Source organism: Thioalkalivibrio sp. ALJ2, assembly GCF_000378325.1.
In the GTDB taxonomy this organism is placed as follows: Bacteria; Pseudomonadota; Gammaproteobacteria; order Ectothiorhodospirales; family Ectothiorhodospiraceae; genus Thioalkalivibrio.
The window spans coordinates 254,046-273,482 of sequence record NZ_KB899554.1 but is presented as its reverse complement, the minus strand read 5'-3'; the positions used below and the strand labels follow the sequence as shown (position 1 = coordinate 273,482).

Below are 19,437 nucleotides of genomic sequence, written 5' to 3'. Positions count from 1 at the left end.
TCGCCTGGGCCATGATGGTCTCGGAGCCAGGTGCGGGGACAGGGGATGGAGACCGCGGTAGCCAAGGAAATCGGCGGGCGGCGCGAGCAGCAGGACGCAGCCGGTGTATGGACCTGCCCGAATACCCGGTGCGCGTTGCTGGTCGTCGCGGACGGCATGGGCGGGCACGCGGACGGCGCTCAAGCAGCCCGGATGGCCATCGCCACCGCCGAGCGCCTGTGGCACGACTGCGACGGTCGCCCGGAGGACCCGGCGGCACTCCTGGAGCGCCTCTTTCGCGAGGCCCAGGCCGCCCTGCACAACCCCGGCGCGGCACCCGGCGAACAATCCGGGACCACGCTGGTGGCGCTGTATGTCGGGCCGGAGCGGGCCTGGTGGGCCCACTGCGGCGACAGCCGTCTGTATCACTTCGAGGGGGAGCGCCTGATCGCCCGCACGCGGGACCACACGCGGGTGCAGGCGCTGGCGGATGCCGGCGAGATCCGCGAAGAAGACATGGCAACCCACCCGGAACAGAACCAGCTCCTGCAGGCCCTGGGCGTGGTCGATCCGATCCGGGTGAAACATGGCGAGGCCTCGCTAACGCCCGATAGCCGCTTCCTGCTGTGCTCCGATGGGTACTGGGAACAGCTGGACCCCGAGGAAAGTGCTCAATGGATGAGTCAGCCGGATCTTCAGGCCGCCTGTACGCAGACGGCCGCCCGCGCGGCACAGCGCGGCGGCGTGCATGGCGACAATGTGGCCATCGCCGCCTGGCGTGCACAGGCCATGACCACCCCGGCTCGGCGCCACCTGCGTGCCGCCATCCGGCCGCTACTGCTGGGGGCCCTGCTCCTGCTCGCCGTCCTTGCAATCCTCTTCTGGCCTCTGGACTGAACATGACGCGTCTTGCTGTCGGGGCAGCATTGCCCCTCGTCGCCCTGCTGACCGGCTGTGCAATGCTGGGAGTCGAAGGAGATGAACCGGCCACCGAGGCGCCCGAGGTGTCCGAAGAGGCCGCTGCAGAAGGCCCCGTGGCGGCGGAAGACCTGACCATCGCGGAGATCATCGAGGCCCTGCAGGAAGGGGACATCGAACGGGCGGACCCGGCGCTGGACCGATTCCTGAAGGGCGAGCCCGGGCACCGGGTCGCGCGCAGCCTGCGCGCGCAGCTGGATGCGGACCCGCGCGAGGAACTGGGCTCGGCCTACTTCACGCACACTGTCGAGCCGGGCGAGACACTGGGCCAGCTGGCCCGGCAGTACCTGGGCGATGCCAACCGCTTCCTGATCCTCGCGCGTTACAACGACATCGAGCGCCCGTCGCGGCTACTGGCCGGCCAGCGCCTGCGCATACCGCAGAGCGCCGCGCGCGAGGTACCGGCCGCCAATGCGGAGGGACTCGAAGACCAGCTGACCGCCCTGGGCGGACAGGACGACGAAGAGGCCTACCTGCGCGCGATCGAGGCCGACCTGGAGGCGGGGCGTTACGAAGAGGCGCGCGACGGGGTGCGACAGGCGCGTGCACAGGCCGGCAATGGCCTTCGGGGGCAACGACTCGACGAGCTGGAACGCACGGTGGACGGCCGCTACTGGGAGCGGCACGGGCACGCGGCGCGGGATGCGGGTGACCCCGAGGCCGCGCTGGCCGCCTACGACCGGGCGTTGGAGGCCGACTCCGGGCGCGCCAAGGCCCGGGAGGCGCGCGAGGAACTGCGCGAACAGCGCAAGGACGAGCTGCATTCGGCCGCCATCCAGCGTTATCGCAACCAGGACCTGGACGAGGCGATTGCCCTGTGGGACAAGGCGCTGGAGCTCGACCCCGAATTCGAGGCCGCACGCGGATACCGCTTGCGGGCTCTGGAACTGCAGCGCCGCCTGGAGCGTCTGGGACGCTCGGAAGAAGGCGCTTCCTGAGCCGGTCAGACCCCGTATTCGGCGCGGTAGGCGCGCAGGGCCTCGAGGTGCTCAGGGGCGCGGCCGGTCTGCTCCAGCATCTGCACCAGGTCCCCCAGCCGAGCCACGCGCACGACCTCCAGGCCCAACTCGTCCTCGACCTCCTGGATTGCCGAACGCTCGCCGCGGCCGCGCTCTTCGCGATCCAGGGCAATGGCCACCGCCACCGGCGTGGCGCCCGCCGCGCGGATCAGCTCCACCGATTCGCGGATGGCAGTGCCGGCGGTGATCACGTCGTCCACAATCAGCACACGCCCAGCCAGCGGTGCCCCCACAATGTTGCCGCCCTCGCCATGGTCCTTGGCCTCCTTGCGGTTGAAGGCCCAGGGCCGGTCCATCTCGTGGTCGCGGTACAGCGCCTCGGTGACGGCCGCAGCCAGCGGGATGCCCTTGTACGCCGGACCAAAGACCAGGTCGAAGGAGACGCCGGAATCGACGATCGCCTGTGCATAGAACTCGCCCAGGCGTACGAGATCGGAGCCGCGGTTGAACAGGCCGGCATTGAAGAAATACGGGCTTACCCGCCCCGACTTCAGTGTGAACTCGCCAAAGCGCAGGACATCGCGTTCCAGGGCATAGTCGAGAAAGGCATGGGCGGTCATCGTGGGGCTCCGGTCGGAAAACGCCGTATTCTGACACAGGCGGGGCTGGATTCATCATGCCAGCCCTTTCCTGCACGCGCGCGCGCCGGTATCGTTCCCGGCCATGCGCATACTCTCGATGAACGCCAACGGCATCCGTGCCGCCGCCCGAAAGGGCTTCTTCGACTGGCTCCCGACGACCGCGGCCGACGTGGTCTGCATCCAGGAGACCAAGGCCCAGATTCACCAGATTCAGGGCGAGCCTTTCCATCCCCCCGGCTACCACTGCGCCTATGTGGATGCGGTCAAGCCCGGCTACAGTGGCGTGGCCCTGTACAGCCGGCGTCAGCCGGACGAGGTGATCACGCGCATTGGCTTCGAGGAGGCGGACAACGAGGGCCGCTACGTGGAGATGCGCTTCGGGGACCTGTCCGTGGTGTCGCTCTACCTGCCCTCGGGTTCCTCGGGGGACCACCGGCAGGATTCGAAGTGGCGGTTTCTGGACTTCTTCCGGCCCTGGCTGGCGGAGCGCATGCAGGACGGGCGCGAGTGGGTGATCTGCGGCGACTGGAACATCGCCCACAAGGAGATCGACCTGCGCAACTGGAAATCCAATCAGAAGAACTCGGGCTTCCTGCCCGAGGAGCGGGCCTGGCTGGATCACCTGTTCGACGAGATCGGGATGGTGGATGTATTCCGGCGGCTGGACGACCGACCCGAGCAGTACACCTGGTGGTCCAATCGCGGCCAGGCCTGGGCGAAGAACGTGGGCTGGCGCATCGACTACCAGATTGCCACCCCCGGCATCGCGGAGACCGCGCGGGCCCCGTACATCCATACGGACGACCGCTACTCCGATCACGCCCCGTTCTGGATCGACTATGACTACACCCCCTGATCGTCGTTCGCGGGCCTCTTCGTGAGCACGGCTGCCGAGTCGCAGAACCGGCCAAACCGCGACTGGCGCGAGGCGCTGGCCGTCTACCGCCACCCGCGGGTGGTGGGCATGCTGTTCCTCGGTTTTGCCGCCGGACTCCCGCTACTGCTGACCGGCGGCACCTTCACCGCCTGGCTGCGCGACCTCGGGGTCGAACTGGCCTCCATCGGTTTCCTCTCCTGGGTGGGCATGGCCTACAGCATCAAGGTGCTGTGGGCTCCCATCGTGGACCGGATGCGGCTACCGCTGCTGACCCGGATCTTCGGGCGACGGCGGGCCTGGATGCTGGCGGCGCAGGCGACCATCATGCTGGGGCTGTTCGGAATCGCCTTTACCGACCCCACCGAACAGCTCTGGCTGGTCGCGGTCTGGGCGGTACTGACCGCCTTTGGTGCCGCGACCCAGGACATCGCGATCGACGCCTACCGCATCGAGGCGGTCAGCCAGGAGCGCCAGGGCGCGATGGCCGCAGCCTATGTCTTCGGCTATCGCGTGGCATTGCTGACGGCCGGGGCGGGGGCGCTGCATATTGCGGCCGCCGGCAGCTGGAGCCTGTCCTATATGGCGATGGCGGCGCTGATGCTGGTCGGGGTCGTATGCACCCTGATCGTGCGCGAACCCGAGGTGGCCACCCGCGACGCGCAGACCGCCCGGCTCGAACAACGCGTGGTTCATTACATCAACAACACCGCCGACACCGGCCTCTGGCGGGACTTCAAGGCCTGGTTCATCGGCGCGGTGGTATGCCCGTTCGTGGAGTTCTGGCAGCGCTTCGGACGAATCGCCCTGCTGGTGATCGCGTTCATCGCGATCTTCCGCATCAGCGACATCTTCATGGGGGTGATGGCCAACCCATTCTATCTCGACCTGGGCTTCACCAAGGACGAGATCGCCAACATCGCCGCGGCCTTCGGGCTGGCGATGACGCTGACGGGGGCCGCCCTGGGCGGACTGCTGGTCGTGCGTTTCGGGATCATGCGCATGCTGATCGCCACCGCCATCCTGGCGCCGGCTACCAACCTGACCTTCTCCTGGCTGGCGACCCTGGGCCCGGAAACCTACGGTCTGGTGTTCGCAATCATGGCCGACAATCTCTCCGGCGGGATGGCGATCTCGGTGTTCATCGCCTATCTCTCCAGCCTGACCAACTCGGCCTACACCGCGACCCAGTACGCCCTGTTCAGCTCGATCATGACCCTCCCGGGTCAGTTCCTGGCCGGATTTACCGGCGTATTCGCCGAGCACCTGGGCTGGTTCTGGTTCTTTGCCAGCTCCGCGCTCATTGGCATCCCCACCATCCTGCTGGCCCTCGCCCTGATGCGCTGGGCCAATCCGGACCGCATGGCCCAGCCGGGCCGACCGTCGGAGTTGCAGGCGCCGCCGGAGGGACCGGAACGCGCCCCCTCGTAAGAGGCGGGCCCGGGTTCCGAACGTCGGCCCGTCCGTCCGGGGCCTACCAAAACAAAAACGTCCGCCGGCGATGACGATCGCAAGCGGACGGCAGGGCAGCGCCCCCGGTATCGAAGGGGCGGCTATCGACTACTCCCGGCTTCAGGGGCGCTTCGGCGTCTGGTATTCCGCCTCTTTCTGGAAAGACTCCCAGATCGTCTCGTAACCGACGAAGCCCTTTTCGTTGGGCGGCATCTGGCGGGTCACCAGGTAACGGGACTTGCCGTCCGGGACCTGCGGGTGTTTCTTCTCGGTATCCTGGCTCATGGTTCATTCACCTCGCTTCGATGAAAAAGAGGGGATGGGACATTAACGTCTCGCCCCCAGACATACTGAAAGGCTGGGCAAACCGGCCCCATCACTCGATGGGCACCGCTCGTCCGCTGTCGATTTCCGGGCCCGACTCCACCTTGCCACCATGCTCGATTTCGTCCGCAGTGGCATCACGCACCAACAACACATTCAGTTTGAAAATCACCTGCCGACCACACAGCGGGTTATTGCCATCAATGGTGATCGTCTTGTCGTCGAGCCGCGTAACCAGAAAATTCTTGGTCTGGCCACGATCGTTTTCCATCAGGATCGCCGTACCGAGCTCGCGGTACTCCTCCGGCACGTTTTCGATCGCTTCCGTGATCACCAGGGACTCGTCGCGCGGGCCGTACAGCGCATTGCAATCGATGGGGACCTCGATGGTTTCGCCCTGCGCCTTGCCCTCAAGCTCGCCCATCACCTTGGGCGACAGGACCTCATTGACGCCGTGCACGTATCCCAGGGGGAACTCCACCTCGGTCAGGACCTGGCCGGATTTCTCGTCGATGACCTGGTAATTCAGCTCGACGTACTTGTTATCCTTGATTACATCTGTCATTCAAAGTCCCGCTGTCTTAGAAAATGGACGCACCGAAGATTCGCACTTCGCCTTCCTCGTAGCCGAGGACCATGCGGCCGAGCCACTCCCCTTCTTTCTTCGTGCTGCGCACCCGATACAGGACCGTGACATGTTCGCCGCGGCGAATGATGCCGAGGTAATCCCAGTCATCTTTCAGGTTGCGGGTCAGCTCGCTCTGGGCGAACTGCTTGCCCACCTCGACCTCGTTAAGGCCGAACAGCAGGTGGTAGGAGAACCGGCGGACGAACTTGCCGTACTGGCCCTTGTTCGAGTACTTGATCAGATCGCTCCACATGGGATGGGCGATCTCCAGGATCTCCTCGTCGGAGTGATCGATGATGTTCATCGAGGTCTCCGGCATTGGCTGTGCTTCAGCTGCACTGGTCATGTTGAAACCCCCGGGGGTGACGGTTGAAAGAGAAGACCAACGCGCGAACGCGTTGGCCATCGCTGCTTGCCAGCCGTGGTGACGGGGCCACACCCGACCCCGTCACGTTAGCACCCTAGGCTTCCGCCTTCTCGGGCTCGGCCGGGGCCTCGTCCTTGTCGACCAGGTGATAGCACGGCGCCTTCTCCATGGTGTACTCGCCCGTCTTCGGGTCACGACGAGAGACGGTCAGGTGATGCCAGTTCTTGTCGTCGAGCTTCATGTAGTCGCCTCGGTAGTAGTAACCCGGCCAGCGGGTTTCCTTGCGGAACAGCGTGTGTTGGAAGACGCTCTCGGCCGTGCGCACGCGGTGCTTCAGCTCCCAGGCACGCAGCAGCTCGTGGATGTCCTCCGCCGCCAGCTTGTCCAGATCCTCTTCGAGGATGTGCATCTTCTTCAGGCCGATATTGAGCAGCTTCTCGTTGGTCATGTAGCTGACCGTCACGCCGCCGCAGTATTCGTCCATCAGCTTCTGCAGGCGGTCAAGACCCTGGCGCGGGTTGATGAAGTTCGGATTGACCGAACCGGCCACAACCTCGTTGCTATAGATCTTGTAGTGCTCGAGCGGCTTGTAGATCTCCTCTTTGCGCTTGTTGATCTGCGAATCGGAGACGCGGATGCCGTCGGCCTTGCCATCGTCGATGTACTTGCAGGCAGCCTTCGCGGCCAGCCGGCCCTCGGTGAAGGAACCGGAGGAGAACGCATGTGGCGTCCCGCCCACGGCGTCGCCGGCACCAAACAGGCCTTCGACGCTGGTCATGCGGTTATAGCCCCAGAAGTACTCGGGCGGGGAAACATCTTCCGGACCGGAGCACCAGGCTCCGCAGCCCGTGGCATGCGAGCCCATCACGTAGGGCTCCGAGGTGGTCAGCTCGGGGTTCTCGTTCTTGGGGTCCACGTCGGTGGCGGCCCAGAGCACGGCCTGGCCGACGGTCATACCCAGGAAGTTCTCCCAGCCCACCTCTTCGAGGTGCGGATCCTGGAAGGCCTCCATGGTGACCATGTGGATCGGGCCACGGCCGGCATTCACCTCGTTCAGGAACGCGTGGTTGCGCAGGCAGGTCGGGATCGGGCGATGGGTCCGGTGGGAGACCTCCGGATCCAGGTACTCCTTGCCGACCATCTCCTGCAGCTGCGGCCACCACTTGGACTCGTACTCTTCGCCGTTGCAGTTCTGCGTGCGGGTCTTCAGATGCAGGAAGTAGGCACCGACCGGGCCGTAACCATCCTTGAAGCGGGCCAGCACGATGCGGTTTTCCATCTGGGTCATCTTGGCACCGGCATTGATCAGCAGACCGTAGGCCGAGCCGGAAGACCAGGGCGCGTACCAGACACGGCCCGCCCCTTCACCGACCGAGCGCGGCTTGAAGATCATCGATGCGCCGCCGGCAGCAACGATTACCGTCTTCGACTTGAAGACGTGATAGTTGCCGGTGCGCACATTGAAGCCCACGGCGCCGGCCACCCGGTTCTCCTTGGACTCGTCCATCAGCAGATGGGTGACGCAGATGCGGTTGTAGATCGTATCGGCCGACTTCTTGGCGGCCTCGGCCACGATCGGCTTGTAGGACTCGCCGTGGATCATGATCTGCCAGCGGCCTTCCCGCTGGTAGGCGCCCGTCTTCGGGTCGCGCATCAGCGGGAGACCCCATTCCTCGAACTGGTGCACGGTGGAATCCACGTGGCGCGCCATGTCGAACAGCAGATCCTCGCGCACCATGCCCATCAGGTCGATACGCGCGTAGCGAACATGGTCCTCGGGGTTGTTCTCGCCCCAGCGGGTGCCCATGTAGCAGTTGATCGCGTACAGGCCCTGGGCCACGGCGCCGGAGCGGTCGATGTTGGCCTTCTCCGCAATCACGACCTTCTTGTCCTGGCCCCAGAACCGGGCTTCCCAGGCGGCGCCCGTGCCGCCCAGGCCGGCGCCACAGACCAAGATGTCGATGTTGTCTTCGACGATTGTCTTGTAGGCCATCAGTAGTACACCCCTTCTTTCAGTTTGAGACCGGCGGCCTCAAGCGTGTGCAGATCCCCCTCATCCATACGGATGTACTTGGGCTCGTTGAACAGCAGCTGGCTGTCCCTCATCGACTTGTCCGGCGCAGGAACGTCGGCCAGCTGCGGGATGTGCTTGCCCCAGGGTTTGGTGGTAATGGGCGACAGGAACTCCTTTTCGCGACCATCGCGGAACTTGATCTTCCAGGCGATAGTTCCCCGCTCTTCGTCGCGGTCGACGCGTACGCTGTGCCCAAGCGGCGCGAAGTCCGCATAGCCGCGCACGTCGATGGCGTGGTGCGGGCAGGCTTTCACGCAGGAGAAGCACTCCCAGCACATATTGGGCTCGATGTTGTAGGCACGACGGGTGGTTTCGTCGATATGCATGATGTCTGACGGGCAGATATCCACGCAGTATCCACAGCCATCGCAACGGGTCATGTATACGAAAGTTGGCATGGTAGTCCTCGATCGATGCTGATGTTCGGGTAAATGGCTTTAGTAGTGGTTGGGCGCTTCACGCTGGATACCCTTCCCCATCTCCATCGGCGCGTCGCGCAGCAACTCCATGGAATGGCGCTGCTGCTGCTCGGGGTCATCACGCGTAAGGGTCGGAAGGTTCTCGGCGGAGCCGTCGGCCCGGGTAAGGCGCTTCTGGTAGGCCGCGGCGGGCTTGAAGAACATGTGCGCGAATTTCGACCAGTAGACGGTTGCGAACAGGGTCGTGGTAGCCGCGAGGAAGAGCACGAAGAAGAGCCAGCCGAGGGCACCTGCGCCCTGGGTCAGCGACCACAGAATGGCGAACGTCGACATCGCCAGCAGCGACACGATGAACAGGTCCGCGCGGACCAGCTGGTACCAGCGACGGCCTTCGGAATTGACATCGACACGAATGAAAAACCAGAACCAGTAGCCGCCAAAGGCGAGCGACAAGGCGCCCAGGTGCCACAGGAGCGGCCACACGCCGGCGGCCGGCTCGGCCGCGTAGCCAAAGATCAGCACGGCGGAGGAGACGACGAAAACGATAAAGCCCCACATGGTGAAGAGGTGGGAGGCACGACGCGTCGGATTCTTGAATTCGCCGGAGGTGATGACCTCTTTCCCGATGGTCTGCATCGCCAGCGAGAATTTCTCGCCACCGCTCACGCTTCGGCTCGCATTCTTCTCGGCTTTCTTGGCGTTCTCGAAAAAGTACTTGGCACTCCTCTTGTGCATCATGTCGAGGATCGTGCCGCCGGCCACGAGAATGACCATGAGCACGACATACCACTGCATTGCGGCTGGTGGAATAAACGCAGCCAGTTCGGCAAAGGGATTACTAGTGATCACGGCGTCAGGCCTCCTCAGAGTGTCCAATTGGCCCACCGAGTCTGTGCCAACTCCATCTTGTGCTTCAAATCAAACTTGCTTGCCGAGACATAAGTTCAATGTATGGGGTCATATGCTTATTTAGGGAAACGCTAATCTATGGAGCTGCTTTCACGGGCTTTGCGCGCCACAAGCCGGTCGCGCGACTGGAAAGTAATGTGGCGACCAGCACAAGAACCTTTAATCAACCACGAAACCCGCATTGGGACCGAACGGCAGCCGATTGATGAACCGCGCCGCTCCAGACGCGGCCGACAAGGGGTCAAGTAACCCGGCGCTTTATGGACTATCTTGTGCTACGTTCAGGGTCGACTTGCAGCACGGCCGGCGACCAGACCGGCTGGCCACGTACGGCCCGAGCACGACACTCGGCGGGATAATCCGCCCAATCCATGCAGTCCACATCCAGCGTCGGCAGGAGATAAAGCCCCATGATCAAACCGCACGGTGCAGACACCCTGAAGCCCCTGTTTGTCTACGACCCCGAACAACACCATGCCTTGTTGAAAGAGGCCGAAAGCCTCCCCTCCGTGGTGATCAGCTCTGCGGCCGCCGGCAACGCCGTGATGATGGGAGGGGGCTATTTCACACCCCTGACCGGCTTCATGAATGTCGCAGACGCAATGGGCTGCGCGGAGGACATGCGAACCACCAGCGGTCTGTTTTTCCCGGTCCCGGTGGTAAACCTGTTGGAGAATGCCGACGCCATCCGCGGGGCCAAGCGAATCGCCCTGCGCGATCCCAACATGGAGGGGAACCCGGTACTCGCCATCCAGGAAGTCGAGGCCATCGAGGAGTTCACCCCCGAACAGATGGAGACCATGACGCAGAAGGTCTACGGCACGACCGACATGGAACACCCCGGGGTGGCCGCCTTCAACAGCGAGGGCCGCGTCTGCGTGTCGGGCCCCATTCAGGTGCTCCACTTCTCCTATTTCCAGGATGACTTCCCCGACACCTTCCGCACTGCGGTCGAGATCCGCAACGAGATTGCGGAACGCGGCTGGAACAAGGTGGTGGCCTTCCAGACCCGCAACCCGATGCACCGCGCTCACGAGGAGCTATGCCGCATGGCACTGGACCAGCTGGGCGCCGATGGCCTGGTGATCCACATGCTGCTGGGCAAGCTGAAGCCCGGCGATATCCCGGCCCCGGTGCGCGACGCCGCCATTCGCAAGATGGCCGAGATCTACTTCCCCCCGAACACCGTGATGATCACCGGGTACGGCTTCGACATGCTTTATGCCGGGCCGCGGGAGGCCGTGCTCCATGCGCTGTTCCGGCAGAACATGGGGGCGACCCACTTCATCATCGGGCGCGATCACGCCGGGGTTGGGGACTACTACGGACCGTTCGACGCCCAGACCATCTTCGACACGGAGGTCCCGAGCGACGCACTGGAGATCGAGATCTTCCGAGCGGACCACACCGCCTTCTCGAAGAAGCTCGGCCGCGTGGTCATGATGTGTGATGCGCCCGACCACACGAAGGAGGACTTCGTGCTCCTGTCCGGCACCAAGGTGCGCGAGATGCTGGGCCGCGGCGAGGCACCCCCGCCCGAGTTTTCCCGCCCGGAGGTGGCCGAGATCCTGATGGACTACTACCAGAGCATCAATCAGTAACCGGGCTCGACTGCGTCAAAGCCCGGAAACAGAAAAGGTGGCGGGAGATCCCGCCACCTTTTTGCGTTCTCAGTAGGTCTTCGACAATGCCGCCTGGATCTCGGCGAAGGTCCGCGCGACATCAAAGGTCTGCACCGACACGCCCAGTTGGCGGCCAATCTGCGTGGCCGAGAACATGCCCCGGATGCGGGTCTCGCCGGTCGCCGGATCCGTCTGGCCCACGAGCGCATGCTGACGCCCCCAGTCCTTCAGGGTTGCGATGATGTCGCCAACGTCCGCCTGCATCACCCGTTGCATGTCCAGAAGATCCACATCATCCAGGGGCGCCATCAGGTCACGGACCCGGAGGTCCTCATGCCGCAGACCACGCTCATTCACCATCTGGATCGGGCGCTCCCCCTGCGTATCGCGAGCCGTAATCAACCCGCGCACCTGCCGCGCGTCGTCGACCACGATCAGCAACCGCACACCCCTGGCAATCATCTGCTCCGTCGCCTGACCGAGGGTCGCGTCGGGACCAATTGTGGCCACCGGCACTCGGCGGAAGTCGGTCAGCACACACAACGCGGAGGAGGCCAGCGTAACCCGCGGTTCCTCGTCGGTTACCTGCTGAAGCCCGGTTCCGGGAGCTGCCTTGCTCGATGGCAGGGGCTTGTGCGGGAATTCTGCGGTCATCGCATTTCTCCATCCAGGGTGGGAACCTAGACGATGCCCTGAGATGGGCGCGCTGACAAGCGGGTCCCGTCTGACGAAACCGCGGGGCGGCGCAGCGCCGGGGAGGCGCCAGGGAACCCCGATGGGTCACTCGATTCCGGCTGCTGCCTCTTCCGGCGTTGGCCGGATCTCGAACGACATGCGGTCGAGATCCCCCAGCGCCCAGGTCGCCTCGGGCGCGCCGAGACCCGCGACCGTGCCGGGATTCACGACCCAAGTGGAGCCATCCTGCACATGCGGCTGCTGACGGATCTCGGTCTCGTGGCTGTGGCCGCAGCAGACCAGGTCGTAGTCACCCGTGCATGCCATCGCATGGGCGTAATGGGGGTAGTGCGTGACGAAGATGCGGCGCCCCCCCAGGGTGATCGTGGCATCCAGCCCGTAGTAGTGCAGCAGGCCGTTGGACTGATGGGCGATGCGCGAGATCGCGACCGGGTCCCCCAGGTTGTTGCCATGCACCGCGTGTATCGGCACACCCAGCTTCAGCGAGGCCCGCAGCGTATTGCCGCCGATCACGTCGCCACAGTGGATGACCGCCTCGGCGCCCTCGACAATACCGGCCTCGATCGCGCGGGCCAGCATCGGGCCGCGGTCATGGCTGTCGGAAACAATGCATACCTTCATGGGTTCGCAGGCCTCTGTTGCCAAATTCCAGTGCCGGGACGATAACACTGCCGCGCCCCGCCCTGCCCCCGGGCCCAATTCGAGGCATCCGAACGGGCACGCAGAATCCATCTTTGACTCCCTTGTGGTGGGCACCCCGGAACTGCATAGTGGGGGTAACCCCGACCGAAGTAAGGGGTATTGCAGTATATCGCGATTGTCTAACTTACAAGGCGTTGACGATTTATGGCACAGACCCCGTCGCACGAAATCAAGAACACCACCTGTTACATGTGCGCCTGCCGCTGCGGCATCCGGGTGCACCTGCGCGACGGGGAGGTACGGTACATCGACGGCAACCCCGAGCACCCGATCAACGAGGGCGTGATCTGCGCCAAGGGCGCCTCCGGGATCATGAAACAGCACTCCCCGGCGCGGCTGACCCAGCCCCTGCGGCGCAAGCCCGGCGCCGAGCGGGGCGACGGCGAGTTCGAGCCGATCTCCTGGGAGGAGACCTTCGAGATCCTCGCCGAGCGCCTCGGGCACATCCGCGAGACCGACCCGAAGCGCTTCGCGCTGTTCACCGGGCGTGACCAGATGCAGGCCCTGACCGGGCTGTTCGCCAAGCAGTTCGGCACCCCCAACTACGCCGCGCACGGCGGTTTCTGCTCGGTGAACATGGCCGCCGGCATGATCTACACGATCGGCGGCTCGTTCTGGGAGTTCGGTGGTCCCGACCTGGAACGCTCGAAGCTGTTCGTGATGATCGGCACCGCGGAGGACCACCACTCCAACCCGCTGAAGGTGGCGATCTCCAAGTTCAAGCGCCAGGGCGGGCGCTTTATCTCCATCAATCCGGTGCGCACCGGCTACTCCGCGATCGCCGACGAATGGGTCCCGATCCGTCCGGGGACCGATGGCGCCCTGCTGCTGGCCCTGATCCACGAGATCATCAACAAGGGCCTGTACGACCGCGACTTCCTGGTCCGCTACAGCAATGCCGGCCAGCTGGTGAACATGGACGAGGACCAGGACGAGTTCGGCATGTTCCTGCGCACCGAGGATCCGCCGGAAGAAGGCTGCTACGACGCGCAGAACCAGCTCTGGTGGGATCGCAAGACCGGGCGCCCGGTCGCCACCCACACCCCGGGCGCCGACCCCTACCTGCTCGGAGAATTCACACTCGACGACGGGACACGGGCGAAGCCCTCGTTCCAGCTGCTGCAGGACCGGGTCGCGGAGTACACCCCGGAATGGGCCGAGCGCGTCACCGGCATAGCGGCCAAGGATATCCGCCGCCTGGCCCACGAGATGGGCGTGACCGCGCGCGATCAGCGCATCGAGCTGCCGATCGCCTGGACCGATTCCTGGGGTGTGGAGCACGAGTCGGTGACCGGCAACCCGGTCTCCTTCCATGCGATGCGCGGGCTGGCCGCACACTCGAACGGCTTCCACACCATCCGTTCGCTGTCGATCCTGATGTCGCTGCTGGGCACGATCGATCGCCCCGGTGGCTTCCGCCACAAGGCCCCGTTCCCGCGTCCGATCCCGCCTTGCGCCCGCACGCCGAAGGGGCCGGAGGGCGTTCAGCCCGGCAAGCCGCTGGACGGCATGGTGCTCGGCTGGCCGGCCAGCCCGGACGACCTGTTCGTGGACGACAAGGGCGAGCCGGTGCGACTCGACAAGGCCTTCTCCTGGGAGTACCCGCTGGCCGTGCACGGCATGATGCACAACGCGATCACCAATGCCTGGCGCGGCGACCCCTACCCGATCGACACCCTGCTGATCTTCATGGCCAACATGGCGTGGAACTCGACCATGAACACGGAAGAGGTCCGCAAGATGTTGAACGACAAGGACGACAACGGGGAATACAAGATCCCGTTCCTCGTCGTGGCGGATGCCTTCCAGTCCGAGATGACCGCGTTTGCCGACCTGGTGCTGCCGGATACCACCTATCTGGAACGCCACGACGTAATGTCGATGCTGGATCGCCCGATCTCCGAGTTCACCGGCCCGGTGGACTCGGTGCGCATCCCGGTGGTGCCGCCCAAGGGCGAGTGCAAGCCCTTCCAGGATGTACTGATCGAGCTCGGGTCGCGCCTGAAGCTACCGGCCTTCGTGAACGAGAAGGGCGATCGCAAGTTCCGCGACTACCCGGACTTCGTGGTCAACTACGAGACCGAGCCGGGCTCCGGCATCGGTTTCCTGGCCGGCTGGCGCGGCAAGGGCGGCGAAAAGTCCCTGCGTGGCGAACCCAACCCCAACCAGTGGGAGATGTACGCGAAGAACAACTGCGTCTTCCAGTACGAACTGCCGCGCAGCTACCAGTACATGCGTAACTGGAACAAGGGCTATCTGGAGTGGTCGCAGCGCAACCGCATCACGCGCTATGGCGAGCCCGTGCTGATCCACCTCTACTCCGAGGTGCTGATGAAGTTCCGCGCCGCCGCCCAGGGCAAGGGGCCCACGCGCAAGGCGCCGGCGCACCTGGCCAAGCGCGTCGAGACCTTCTTCGACCCGCTGCCCTTCTACTATGACCCGCTGGAACACCAGTCCACGGACAAGCACACCTACCCGCTGGCGGCCGTCACCCAGCGGCCGATGGCGATGTACCACTCCTGGGACTCCCAGAACGCCTGGCTGCGCCAGATCCACGCCCACAACCTGCTGTACGTGAACGCGCGCACCGCGCGGGCCGCCGGCATCGAAGACGAGGACTGGATCTGGGCGGAAAGCCCCTGGGGCCGGGTGCGCTGCATGGCCAAGTACTCGGAGGCTGTCGAGCCCGGCACCGTCTGGACCTGGAATGCGATCGGCAAGGCCGCGGGGGCCTGGAACCTGACCCCGGGCGCCAACGAGTCACGCAAGGGCTTTCTGCTGAACCACCTGATCTCCGAGGAGCTGCCGGGGCAGAGCGGCCCGATCTCGAACTCCGATCCGGTGACTGGTCAGGCGGCCTGGTATGACGTCCGCGTACGAATCTACAAGGCCGAAGAAGGGGAGCCGCAGGAGACCTCTCCCCAGTTCAAGCCGCTCAAACCGTACCCCGGCCAGTCCACACGGGCACGTGTTTTGAACTTCTTTGCGGGCATAGGAGGCAAGAAATGACCCAACTCGCCCTCGTCATCGATCTCAACGTCTGCGTGGGTTGCCACGCCTGCGTGACCAGTTGCAAGGAATGGAACACCTCCGGCGATGCCGGCCCACTGGTCGACCAGAACCCCTACGACGCGGACCCCACCGGCACCTTCTTCAACCGGGTGCAAAGTTTCGAGGTGGGTGAATACCCGAACACCGAGACGGTGCACTTTCCAAAGTCCTGCCTGCACTGCGAAGAGCCGCCCTGCGTGCCGGTCTGCCCGACCGGGGCGTCCTACAAGCGCGAGTCGGACGGCATCGTGCTGGTCGATTACGACAAGTGCATCGGCTGTAAGTACTGCTCCTGGGCCTGCCCCTATGGCGTGCGCGAGGTGGATGCCGAACGCAAGGTGATGACCAAGTGCACCCTGTGCGTGGACCGCATCTACAACGAGGAGCTGCCGGAATGGGATCGCAAGCCGGCCTGCGTGCGGGCCTGCCCGACCAATGCGCGGCTCTACGGCGATATCCATGACCCCGAGTCGGTCGTCTCGAAGGCCATCCGCGAGGCCGGTGGTTACCAGCTGATGCCGGAATGGGGGTCCAAGCCGGCCAACCACTACCTGCCGCGGCGCAAGACCCAGCTCACCATCCGCGAAGACGAGGTCGAACGCGCGGACAACCCGCTGAAGATCGACAGTCAGTTGCCGAAGCCCGGGCAGGACGAACCCTCGCTCGACGACGTCACCAGCTGGTAAACAGGGACGAAGACACTATGCATCCAGCCTTCTCGGTCATTTTCCTCACCACCCTGATCGGCGCCGGCCAGGGCCTGTTTCTCGGCCTGTTCGGTGCCGAGGCACTGAGCCTGCTGGGCGTGCTGCCGCCCCCGGGTTCGGACTTCCTGGCCCTGGGCTCCGCGCTCGCGCTGGCCTTCCTGGTGCTGGGGCTGATCGCCTCGTTCTTTCACCTGGGGCGGCCGGAACGCGCCTGGCGCACCGCCACCAAGTGGCGCACCTCTTGGCTCTCGCGCGAGGTGATCGTACTCCCGGCGTTCATGGGCGTCGTGTTCCTGTACGGCGCGGCCCATGCGTTCGGGTTCAACCCGGCCCTGGGTACGCTGGCCGGGGATGTCCCCGTCCTGCTGACCGTCGTGCTTGGCGCCATCGGGGCGCTGCTGGCCATCGTGCTGTATGTAACGACCGCGATGATCTACGCCTGCATCAAGTTCCTGCAGGAATGGCACTCCCCGCTGACCGTGGTCAACTACACCGTGCTGGGGGCCGCCAACGGCTTCACCCTGGCGGCCGCCTATGCGGCCTGGGCCGGTGTCCCGCTGGTCGCCTTCCTGGCGACGGTCGCGATCGTCCTGACGCTTCTGGGACTGGGTACCCGCAGCGCATCGCTGGTGCGCAACTCCCGTATCAAGTCGAAGTCCACGCTGCAGACCGCGATCGGGGTGAAGCACCCGAAGATCCAGCAGAAGTCCCAGGGCTTCATGGGCGGGTCATTCAATACGCGGGAATTCTTCCACCACATGTCGGCCGCGTTCCTGCGCGGGATGAAGTGGATCTTCCTGCTGGGTGCATTCGTGGTCCCGGCGATCCTGCTGCTGGTCGTGCTGGTCGCCCGCATCGACCCGGTCAACCTGCTGATCGCCGCGTTCGTGATCCAGTATCTGGGCATGGTCGCCGAGCGCTGGTTCTTCTTCGCCCAGGCCAACCACCCGCAGAACATCTACTACCAGTCGGTGGCCTGAGGACACAGCCGGGGGCGGCCTGACCGCTCCCGGCCCATCCAGGTTCGGGGCCCAGCCCCAAATCGCTCCGATCAGACCGCCGACCAGCCCTCGGTCGTGATCCCCTCACCCAGATCGAGCTCTACCAGGCGGCGGCGCACCTCCAGCAACTTCTCGACCAGGGCCGGTTCGACGTGCTCGTAGGCCTCCGCGTCCGGTACCCGGTTGACCACCACCCCCAGCAGCTCAGTGATCGCGTTGCCGATCGAATTCTGACTGATCGTGACGATCAAGCGGCCCTCGTCGTTGCGGTAAATCAGCTGCTTGAAGGCCGGCTGCCAACGGATCGCATGGGCGTACTTGGCGTCGGTGAAGCAGCGATCGCGCACCTTCTTGGCGGTCTTGAGGAAGTCGTTGTTGAACAGCAGGACCTCCTCCACCGCATCGGGGAAGTGCACGCCCTCGGGCATCGGGGCATTGCGGGTGGAGACCTGCGAGAAGAAGGTGCGGTAGAAGTCCAGAAAGCCCTGCAGGACCGCGTCGTATTCGCGCCAGAAGCGGATGTCCTTCAACGCCTCGACCCCACCCTGGATCTCCCAGCTCGGGAGGCCGTGCGGGTAGCCGGTCAGCGCGAGTCGAGCCTCGTGATCGGGCGCGGGCCGCAGGATCTGCAGGTCCAGGGCGCGGGTAAAGAAGGCCCGGTAGACATCGCGCATATAGGCCTGGAACAGGCTGTGCTGGCCGCCATCGGTCAGGTTGGGGTTACCGGGATCGGCCAGCGGCGCTTCAGCCAGCGTCGCCATCGGAAAGACGATGAAATGGTTGTGCAGCATGCGGATACTGGGCACCCCGGGCGCGGTCAGCGGCCAGGTCGCGTCCAGGCTGGCCTCGCCCGCCAGCACCAGGGCCTCGGCCGGGTCCGGGTACTGCTCCAGCATGTACTCGATGATCACTCCGTTCATCCGGTTCCAGACATGCCGCACCGGCTCCGGCACCTGGGTGCGCCGCACCGGGCGCCCCATCGGGTCGAGGATGGTCTGCGAGGTGTTGTAGATGATAGAGCAGTCGAACTCGTTGCTGTGCCCCAGCGCCTTGCGGTAGAGCAGGAGGTTTTCCGGATTGACCAGCAGCCCGTTGTTGTTCACCAGGTCGGCGAGGTTCTCGGTGCTATTGAAGAACTCGTTGGGTTTCATGCCCTCCGGGATATCCAGGGGGATGGGCCGAAACGGCGTGGTGATCTCGCGGGGGCCGGCTTGCATAACGGTCGGTGACTCCTTGCAGGGGGCGGGTGTCACATAAGGAAGGGCAGGGTTGTACCGACAACCACAACCCCTGTACTGTAACTTGCGCGGATCGGGAGTGTCTGCAGCGACCATAGCACAACCACCCACTCCTCATAGGAGCGAGAGCATGCGACTGATTCTGTTGGGGGCGCCTGGCGCCGGCAAGGGCACCCAGGCCCAGTACATCTGCGAGAAGTACAACATCCCGCAGATCTCCACCGGCGATATGCTGCGTGCAGCCGTCAAGGCAGGCACCCCACTGGGTCTGAAGGCCAAAGAGGTCATGGATGCTGGCGGCCTGGTCTCCGACGACATCATCCTGGGCCTGGTGAAGGAACGCGTGGAGCAGCCCGATTGCTGCGACACCGGCTTCCTGTTCGATGGCTTCCCGCGCACCATCCCGCAGGCCGAGGCCCTGAAGGAGCAGAACGTGCCGCTCGACTTTGTCGTGGAGGTGGATGTCCCCGACGAAGAGGTGATCCGCCGCATGAGCGGACGGCGGGTACATCCGGGCTCCGGCCGCACCTATCACGTCGAATTCAATCCGCCGAAGGTCGAAGGCAAGGACGACGTCACCGGCGAGGACCTGATCCAGCGCGAAGACGACAACGAAGAAACGGTGCGCAAGCGCCTCGAGGCCTACCACAGCCAGACGCGCCCGCTGGTGGACTTCTACTCGAAGTGGGCGGACAGCGGCGAGCCCGACGCGCCGAAATATGTCCACATCAAGGGAACCGGGTCGGTGGAAGACATCCGCGACCAGATCTTCAAGGCCCTGGGCTAAAAAACGACCCGCCAGGTATTCCGGGCGGG

19 protein-coding genes are annotated in these 19,437 nt (G+C 64.6%); 9 read left to right on the top strand and 10 right to left on the bottom strand.

Annotation, left to right across the window (positions count from 1 at the left end; translation table 11 throughout):
- Positions 1–45 precede the first annotated feature (45 nt).
- On the top strand, positions 46–876 hold the full coding sequence (locus F468_RS0101230; RefSeq protein WP_018139802.1) for a PP2C family serine/threonine-protein phosphatase: 831 nt from the start codon (positions 46–48) through the stop codon (positions 874–876).
- Between the two features lie 2 nt (positions 877–878).
- On the top strand, positions 879–1,895 hold the full coding sequence (locus F468_RS0101225; RefSeq protein ID WP_038048847.1) for a LysM domain-containing protein: 1,017 nt from the start codon (positions 879–881) through the stop codon (positions 1,893–1,895).
- A gap of 5 nt (positions 1,896–1,900) precedes the next feature.
- Here the strand turns inward: F468_RS0101225 and pyrE are convergent, their stop codons facing one another.
- Positions 1,901–2,536: an orotate phosphoribosyltransferase gene (gene pyrE, locus F468_RS0101220; protein WP_018139800.1), complete on the bottom strand. Its 636-nt coding sequence runs from the start codon at positions 2,534–2,536 to the stop codon at positions 1,901–1,903.
- A gap of 103 nt (positions 2,537–2,639) precedes the next feature.
- Here pyrE and F468_RS0101215 point away from each other — a divergent pair, with 103 nt between their 5' ends.
- Together F468_RS0101215 and F468_RS0101210 are read left to right on the top strand one after the other, a co-directional pair.
- Positions 2,640–3,413: an exodeoxyribonuclease III gene (locus tag F468_RS0101215; protein WP_018994465.1), complete on the top strand. Its 774-nt coding sequence runs from the start codon at positions 2,640–2,642 to the stop codon at positions 3,411–3,413.
- A 21-nt stretch (positions 3,414–3,434) separates the two neighbouring features.
- Positions 3,435–4,862 carry an AmpG family muropeptide MFS transporter gene (locus F468_RS0101210; protein WP_018175099.1) on the top strand — a complete coding sequence of 476 codons (1,428 nt, stop codon included), beginning with the start codon at positions 3,435–3,437 and terminating at the stop codon, positions 4,860–4,862.
- 141 nt (positions 4,863–5,003) lie between these two features.
- Here F468_RS0101210 and F468_RS14540 read toward each other — a convergent pair whose 3' ends face one another.
- The 6 genes from F468_RS14540 to F468_RS0101180 all read right to left on the bottom strand — a co-directional run bounded on the left by F468_RS14540 (position 5,004) and on the right by F468_RS0101180 (position 9,490).
- The gene (locus F468_RS14540) at positions 5,004–5,168 is read right to left on the bottom strand and encodes a hypothetical protein (protein WP_018139797.1); all 165 of its coding nucleotides are present in this window, start codon (positions 5,166–5,168) and stop codon (positions 5,004–5,006) included.
- A gap of 91 nt (positions 5,169–5,259) precedes the next feature.
- Positions 5,260–5,772 (bottom strand): peptidylprolyl isomerase, encoded by a 513-nt coding sequence (locus F468_RS0101200; RefSeq protein ID WP_018139796.1) that lies wholly within the window; start codon positions 5,770–5,772, stop codon positions 5,260–5,262.
- Positions 5,773–5,788: 16 nt separating this feature from the next.
- Positions 5,789–6,139 carry a hypothetical protein gene (locus F468_RS0101195; protein WP_018139795.1) on the bottom strand — a complete coding sequence of 117 codons (351 nt, stop codon included), beginning with the start codon at positions 6,137–6,139 and terminating at the stop codon, positions 5,789–5,791.
- 157 nt (positions 6,140–6,296) lie between these two features.
- Positions 6,297–8,195 carry an adenylyl-sulfate reductase subunit alpha gene (aprA, locus tag F468_RS0101190; protein WP_018139794.1) on the bottom strand — a complete coding sequence of 633 codons (1,899 nt, stop codon included), beginning with the start codon at positions 8,193–8,195 and terminating at the stop codon, positions 6,297–6,299.
- Positions 8,195–8,674, bottom strand: a complete 480-nt coding sequence (gene aprB, locus F468_RS0101185) for an adenylyl-sulfate reductase subunit beta (RefSeq protein ID WP_038038494.1) — start codon at positions 8,672–8,674, stop codon at positions 8,195–8,197. The genes aprA and aprB overlap by 1 nt, the downstream gene beginning before the upstream one ends.
- Before the next feature lie 39 nt (positions 8,675–8,713).
- Positions 8,714–9,490 (bottom strand): hypothetical protein, encoded by a 777-nt coding sequence (locus F468_RS0101180; protein ID WP_018139792.1) that lies wholly within the window; start codon positions 9,488–9,490, stop codon positions 8,714–8,716.
- A 524-nt stretch (positions 9,491–10,014) separates the two neighbouring features.
- On the opposite strand from F468_RS0101180, the gene sat reads away from it, so the two are divergent.
- Positions 10,015–11,205: a sulfate adenylyltransferase gene (gene sat / locus F468_RS0101175; protein WP_018175097.1), complete on the top strand. Its 1,191-nt coding sequence runs from the start codon at positions 10,015–10,017 to the stop codon at positions 11,203–11,205.
- 69 nt (positions 11,206–11,274) lie between these two features.
- Here the strand turns inward: sat and F468_RS0101170 are convergent, their stop codons facing one another.
- Both F468_RS0101170 and F468_RS0101165 read right to left on the bottom strand, forming a co-directional pair.
- Positions 11,275–11,880, bottom strand: coding sequence for a CBS domain-containing protein (locus F468_RS0101170; protein WP_012981477.1), 606 nt, complete (start codon positions 11,878–11,880; stop codon positions 11,275–11,277).
- A 126-nt stretch (positions 11,881–12,006) separates the two neighbouring features.
- Positions 12,007–12,543, bottom strand: coding sequence for a metallophosphoesterase family protein (locus tag F468_RS0101165; protein WP_012981476.1), 537 nt, complete (start codon positions 12,541–12,543; stop codon positions 12,007–12,009).
- Between the two features lie 225 nt (positions 12,544–12,768).
- On the opposite strand from F468_RS0101165, the gene F468_RS0101160 reads away from it, so the two are divergent.
- Genes F468_RS0101160 through F468_RS0101150 form a run of 3 tightly spaced genes read left to right on the top strand, consistent with a single transcriptional unit; the run spans position 12,769 to position 17,362 of the window.
- Positions 12,769–15,633 carry a molybdopterin oxidoreductase family protein gene (locus tag F468_RS0101160; protein WP_018139790.1) on the top strand — a complete coding sequence of 955 codons (2,865 nt, stop codon included), beginning with the start codon at positions 12,769–12,771 and terminating at the stop codon, positions 15,631–15,633.
- Positions 15,630–16,361, top strand: coding sequence for a 4Fe-4S dicluster domain-containing protein (locus F468_RS0101155; RefSeq protein ID WP_012981474.1), 732 nt, complete (start codon positions 15,630–15,632; stop codon positions 16,359–16,361). Before F468_RS0101160 ends, F468_RS0101155 begins: the two co-directional genes overlap by 4 nt.
- A gap of 17 nt (positions 16,362–16,378) precedes the next feature.
- On the top strand, positions 16,379–17,362 hold the full coding sequence (locus F468_RS0101150) for a DmsC/YnfH family molybdoenzyme membrane anchor subunit (protein WP_012981473.1): 984 nt from the start codon (positions 16,379–16,381) through the stop codon (positions 17,360–17,362).
- A gap of 71 nt (positions 17,363–17,433) precedes the next feature.
- On the opposite strand, the gene F468_RS0101145 is transcribed toward F468_RS0101150, so the two are convergent.
- Positions 17,434–18,600, bottom strand: coding sequence for a hypothetical protein (locus F468_RS0101145; protein WP_018139788.1), 1,167 nt, complete (start codon positions 18,598–18,600; stop codon positions 17,434–17,436).
- Positions 18,601–18,751: 151 nt separating this feature from the next.
- Here F468_RS0101145 and adk point away from each other — a divergent pair, with 151 nt between their 5' ends.
- On the top strand, positions 18,752–19,408 hold the full coding sequence (adk, locus tag F468_RS0101140) for an adenylate kinase (protein WP_018649153.1): 657 nt from the start codon (positions 18,752–18,754) through the stop codon (positions 19,406–19,408).
- Positions 19,409–19,437: the final 29 nt, after the last annotated feature.